Consider the following 4,333-nt stretch of genomic DNA (forward strand, 5'->3'; position numbering starts at 1 on the left):
CCCCCGGCTCAATAAGGACGTCACCGACCCCAGCATCATCTGATCATCCCGCCGCCCACGCGGCTGGCGACTTCACGGTCATCCCGCGGTGCGCGTGAGGTCAGGATTCGTAGACGTCGATGTCCTGCCCCTCACGGAAAGCACGAGAGGCGTCATCGTCCATCCACCGCACCTGCCAATGCCCGCCGGCGAAGACGAAGACACCCCGGTCGAAGTCGTCGAGAGTCGTCACCAACTCCTGCCCGACCGTGACGAAGTCGCTGACCAGGTCATCGTCCTCGAACCAGAGTCCCTCAAGCCGGTAGTGGGGGGCTGACCATTGCCGCCACCACAGGTGCCCACCCGTGCAGGTCCAGCCGGTGTCGACGCGGCAGTACAGGACCGCCTGGCGACCGTCAGCGTGCTGCAGGTGAGCTCCGCGGTCGCGGCACGCCTCGACGCGGTCGTCTCGGGGAGGTCTCTCCTGCATCGGCGGCTTCCAGGACACCTGACGATCCTGTCAGCAGACCTCGCGGTCATCCCGCGTCGTGGACGACTGGCGATTGCATCTCAGCTGCTTCAGGCACTGCCCTCCGGGTAACGCACCCACTGATGGCGGTGCTCGGCCTGACGAGTAGCACGCACCCCCACCGGCAGGTCGACGACGTCGGCTAGCGAAGGATCCACAGTGAGCAGGTACGCCTCGTTCACTCCCACCAACGGCCCGGCCATCGACAACTGCCGCGCGGAATCGGTGGTGAAGCACCACAGACCGCTGCCGGTGTGCCAGGCGCTAGTCGCGACCGCGCCGGAGAGAACCTCAGGGCTGACCGCTACGACCCCCTCCTCAGTGACAACCAGGTCATCGGCCAGGTCATCCGCCGCATCGTCGCCTACCGATGTGGCCGGGGCGGGAAGAGCCAACACCTCCGCCGGCACCGGCCCGCGCAGACGTTGCTGGTTCAACGGGTTGGCGTACCCGCGGTGCCAGGGCAGCCGCCCGGCTGAGTCAGGCCAGATCAGCTGGACGGCCTGGATCATCTCGAGGTCGGGGTAGACGTCGCTGATGGCGTCCAACCCCTCGGTGTCCTCCACGCTGACGAAGGCGACGGGAGCAGGCTCACCGGTCAGGTCGCTCCGGACGGTGCCGGCGGGGAAGGTGCGGCCCTGGTGCACGTCGTCAGCGACGGCGTTGAGGAAGGCGTGAGCCGACTCCTGTGGGAGGCCTTCGGTGACGATCTCGGGGTGACCCACCGCGGTCAGACCGACGGTGTAGGCGTAGTCCATCCGGTGCTCGCCGTGGGCAGGGAAGACGTGGCGCACCGCGACGCCGTACTCGGCGATCATCGCCTTCAGCTCCGCGATCGCCGCGGGAAGGTGCTCGTGGTGATCTTCGCCCATCCCGCGACTGTAGGGCGCGAACCCGCCGCGCGGTCAGGAGTGCGCGTTGGAGCCCACGGTTGGCGCAGAAGGCTTACCCACGACCTTCCGGTCATCCCGCGGTGTGTGCGCCCCTGCGTGACGTCGCTCCTCGCTGCACCCGGCCCACCACCGAGTTACAGCACAGCGATGCTCACGACGACCAGAGTCACCCCCACCGCGAGGAGCACCGTCCTCACCACCCGCACCGCACGGCCGCTCCGCTCCTCGCGAGGCAGCATCAGCTCCGCCCCCACCACGAGGGGAATGCAGCTCCCCACCACGTCACGCGAGTTGCCTGCCTTCACGAGCAGCACGACCGCGAGGAACAGGAGCACAGCGCCGAGGCAGGCCCTAAAGCGGCTCTTCACGAACGAGGGTGTAGCCGGGGCCTGAACCCGCCCGCCTCCAGCAGGGATCGGGCGATGTAGTTCGTCAGGTTCCGGAACCCCAGGGCCGACCCGCGCAGGTGCTCCAACCGCCCGTTGATCGCTTCGGTCGGGCCATTGCTGGTGCCGGGACGGTCGAAGTAGGCCAGCACGTCCGCTGCGCGCCGGTTCAACGTCCGCCCCAGCCGACGGACCTCGCGCAGCACGGCGGGGATCTTCCCGCTCAGGGAGTCGATGAGGTCGCTCATCGCAGTCTTTCCGGCGCGGCGGTCGGGGTGACGGTAGGCCGCGATCATCCGCTGATACACCACCCAGGTCGCCTCGACCTCGACATGATCGTCGTGGTCGACGCCGTGGCCGAACAGGGTGGTCAGCCGGGTTCGTTGGCGGTCGGTGAGCAGGTCCGCGCCGGTGTGCAGAACCCGCCGGGCGCGATACAGCGGGTCTTCCCTGCGGCCTCGATGGCCGTGCAGTTCGTGCTGCCGACGCCGCCGGACGTCATCTACGGCTTGCCCGGCCAGGCGGACGACGTGGAAGGGGTCCATCACCGTGATCGCGTCGGGAATTTCCTGCGCTGCGGCGTTCTTGAAGCCGGTGAAGCCGTCCATGGCCACGACCTCAACGCTGTCTCGCCAATCCTTCGGGCGGGCGGCCAACCACGCCGAGAAGGCTTGCTGGGAGCGGCCCTCGACCATGTCCAGCAGCCGAGCTGGGCCTGTGCCGCAGCGGATCGGGGTGAGGTCGATGATGACGGTGACGTACTTGTCCCCGCGCCGGGTATGGCGCCATACGTGCTCATCGACGCCGATCGCGCTGACCCCGTCGAAGCGATGAGGATCGGCGATGAGGACTCGGTGTCCTTCGGCCAGGACTGCGTCGTTCGCACAGTTCCAGCTCACGGCCAACGCCTCAGCGATCCGCGCGACGGTGAGGTGCTGGACCACGATCGCGATCAACGCCCACCGCAGGCCACCCCGGGACAGCTTCGCGCGGGGTTCAGCTGCGGCGGTGGTGTCTTGACGCCAGGTGAGGGCGCAGTCGGCGCAGCGGTAGCGGCGGACGCGGACGTGCAGGGTGGTAGGTCGCCATCCCAACGGGACGTGGGCCAGGCGGCGGACGACGGTGCCGATGGGCCGGCCATGGCAGCCGCAGCGGCGGCACCAGTCGTCTGCCTCGGTGACACGGCAGTCCAGAACCGCGCGGTGGGGTTCGAGACGTTGGCCCACGACGGTCAGACCGAGGTCGTCCAGGCCGGTGAAGGTCGTCAGGTCAGGGGTGGTGAAGGTAGCGTCGGGCACGTCGAGGTCTTCCGGTCGGGCTGTGTGAGAACTCCCATCCTGGAAGGCCTCGGCCCCCTACCCGGTCAGCGACGCGCCCGTCGCCCAACGTCACCGCTACACCCTCGTTCGTGAAGAGCCGCAAAAGTGAAGATGCCATCCAGCGCATTTGCTCGGGCAGTTTTTCTCCAGCCACCGCCATTGGCGGCTCGCTGCTGAGCGCGAACCCCGTATGCGACACCTTGCGCAACTGCGCATGCCGCCCACCCAACACCTGGGACGAGGCAGGTGAGCGTCGCGCCTACCGAGAAGATGGTGCCACGGTTCTTTTTCACCCATCGCCACAGCTTTCGGCCTTTCGACGCCCGCCCGTCAGTGTCAAACTGATTCACTGGGTCCGACGGATACGTGTAGGCATTCGCGTTACCACCCGGGACGGGGTCCACAGACGCAAATCGTCCTGTCGCCGGGTTGTAAAGACGTACACCCATCAATGTCAGACCAGCGCGGGCGTTACTGGAGCGTTGCTTGCCGCCGAGCCAGTCGTAGCGGGAGGTGGCCGTGTTGTTCTGGCCGGGCGTAGCGTCCAGGACAACGCCGAACTCATCGGTCATGATCGCCGCGATGGCGGTGGCCGTAGTACCGCCTGGGACGGTGGCGACGATGTCGCCGTGCAGGTTGATGACCTGCCAGGCCAGGCCGCTGGTGCCGTCGGCTGTCAGGCTGACTACGGCGGTCAGGTCGGCGTCGGGGCCGGTGACGTAGCGGCTGACGGCGCCGTCGGCCTCGTTGATCAGGGCGGCCGCCGTACTCATCGCCGGTGCCATCGGACAGGGCCCGGGTGTCGCTGCCCATGATGAGGATGTTGACGGCGTCCTGACCGGTGGTCGGGTCCTTCGTCGACTCATCCGACGGCTTCGCACCGGTCAGAGGGTCGAGGTCCTGGGCGTTGATGTTGCCCTGGAGCTTGTGGAAGGCGTAGACGCCGCCACCGGCGGTCAGGACGGTCAGGACGACTGCGGTGATGGCGACAGCGCGCAGCACGCCGAAGAGTCGGCCGTGAGCGTGACTGAAGTGGGCACCTCGAGCGCGCCGGCCACTGCCAGCGGGAGCAGCAGGGACCTGATGCTTGGGCTCGGGAGCCGGTGCGGGGGCGGGGTCGTCCACCTCGCGAAGTGGAGTCCACCAGAGTGGTGTATGACCACCCCCGCTGACCGGCGTGGCTGAGACGTAGAAGGCGGCCACCGCGTGATGCTTCGAAGGACCTCT

General features: G+C 67.8%; 5 protein-coding genes. All 5 read right to left on the reverse strand.

From position 1 onward, the window contains the following. Positions 1-100: 100 nt before the first annotated feature. Positions 101-487, reverse strand: coding sequence for a hypothetical protein (locus AB0637_RS24780; RefSeq protein ID WP_366175448.1), 387 nt, complete (start codon positions 485-487; stop codon positions 101-103). Between the two features lie 71 nt (positions 488-558). Then, positions 559-1,380, reverse strand: coding sequence for a DUF4262 domain-containing protein (locus AB0637_RS24785; RefSeq protein ID WP_366175449.1), 822 nt, complete (start codon positions 1,378-1,380; stop codon positions 559-561). Between the two features lie 155 nt (positions 1,381-1,535). Continuing rightward, positions 1,536-1,736, reverse strand: a complete 201-nt coding sequence (locus tag AB0637_RS24790; RefSeq protein WP_366175451.1) for a hypothetical protein — start codon at positions 1,734-1,736, stop codon at positions 1,536-1,538. Positions 1,737-1,765: 29 nt separating this feature from the next. Continuing rightward, positions 1,766-3,085, reverse strand: a complete 1,320-nt coding sequence (locus tag AB0637_RS24795) for an ISL3 family transposase (protein WP_366175453.1) — start codon at positions 3,083-3,085, stop codon at positions 1,766-1,768. Between the two features lie 65 nt (positions 3,086-3,150). Next, on the reverse strand, positions 3,151-3,879 hold the full coding sequence (locus tag AB0637_RS24800) for an RHS repeat-associated core domain-containing protein (protein ID WP_366175455.1): 729 nt from the start codon (positions 3,877-3,879) through the stop codon (positions 3,151-3,153). Positions 3,880-4,333 lie beyond the last annotated feature (454 nt).

This window comes from Kineococcus sp. NPDC059986 (genome assembly GCF_040702905.1).
In the GTDB taxonomy this organism is placed as follows: domain Bacteria; phylum Actinomycetota; class Actinomycetes; order Actinomycetales; family Kineococcaceae; genus Kineococcus.

Bases quoted from the DNA above. Each gene is read 5' to 3' on its own strand.
- AB0637_RS24785 (WP_366175449.1), bottom strand. From the start codon at position 1,380: ATGGGCGAAGATCACCACGAGCACCTTCCCGCGGCGATCGCGGAGCTG.
- AB0637_RS24800 (WP_366175455.1), bottom strand. From the start codon at position 3,879: ATGAGTACGGCGGCCGCCCTGATCAACGAGGCCGACGGCGCCGTCAGC.